This is a genomic window from Rhodococcus sp. T2V (assembly GCF_029269925.1).
GTDB lineage: Bacteria > Actinomycetota > Actinomycetes > Mycobacteriales > Mycobacteriaceae > Rhodococcus_F > Rhodococcus_F koreensis.
Genome location: NZ_JARJBD010000327.1, coordinates 1 through 872, shown reverse-complemented (window position 1 = coordinate 872; position 872 = coordinate 1). Strand labels below are relative to the sequence as shown.

At 68.8% G+C, this 872-nt stretch carries 1 pseudogene; it reads left to right on the top strand.

Annotation, left to right across the window (positions count from 1 at the left end):
* A pseudogene (locus tag P3H15_RS54175) lies at positions 1–872 on the top strand (transketolase); the annotation flags it as partial.

Sequence of the window (872 nt, the reverse complement as noted above, 5' to 3'; positions counted from 1 at the left end):
CTCACGCAACCGGTTCATCCCGCCGACTGGACCGAACTGGACACCAAGGCCGTCGACACCATCCGGGTGCTCGCCGCCGATGCAGTGCAGAAGGTGGGCAACGGCCACCCCGGCACGGCCATGAGCCTGGCCCCCCTCGCCTACACCCTGTTCCAGCGCGTCATGCGTCACGACCCCACCGACGCCGACTGGATCGGCCGTGACCGGTTCGTGCTGTCCTGTGGGCACTCCAGCCTCACCCTCTACATCCAGCTGTACCTCGCCGGTTACGGGCTGGAACTCGAAGACCTGGAAGCACTGCGCACCTGGGGCTCGAAGACCCCCGGCCACCCCGAGCACGGCCACACCCGCGGCGTCGAGATCACCACCGGGCCGCTGGGTCAGGGTCTGGCCTCCGCCGTCGGCATGGCCATGGCCGCCCGCCGTGAGCGTGGCCTGTTCGATCCCGAGCCCGCGCTCGGCGACAGCCCGTTCGATCACCACATCTACGTGATCGCCTCCGACGGCGACATCGAGGAAGGCGTCACCTCCGAGGCGTCGTCGATCGCCGGTGTGCAGCAGCTCGGCAACCTGACGCTGGTCTACGACGACAACAAGATCTCCATCGAGGACGACACCGCCATCGCGTTGTCCGAGGACACCGCCGCCCGCTACGAGGCGTACGGCTGGCACGTGCAGATCGTCGAGGGCGGCGAGAACGTCGTCGCCATCGAGGAGGCCCTGAACAAGGCCCGCGAGGTCACCGACAAGCCGTCGCTGATCCTGCTCCGCACGATCATCGGCTACCCGGCGCCGACCAAGATGAACACGGGCGCGGCGCACGGTGCCGCCCTCGGTGCGGACGAGGTCGCGGCCGTGAAGAAGGCGCTCGG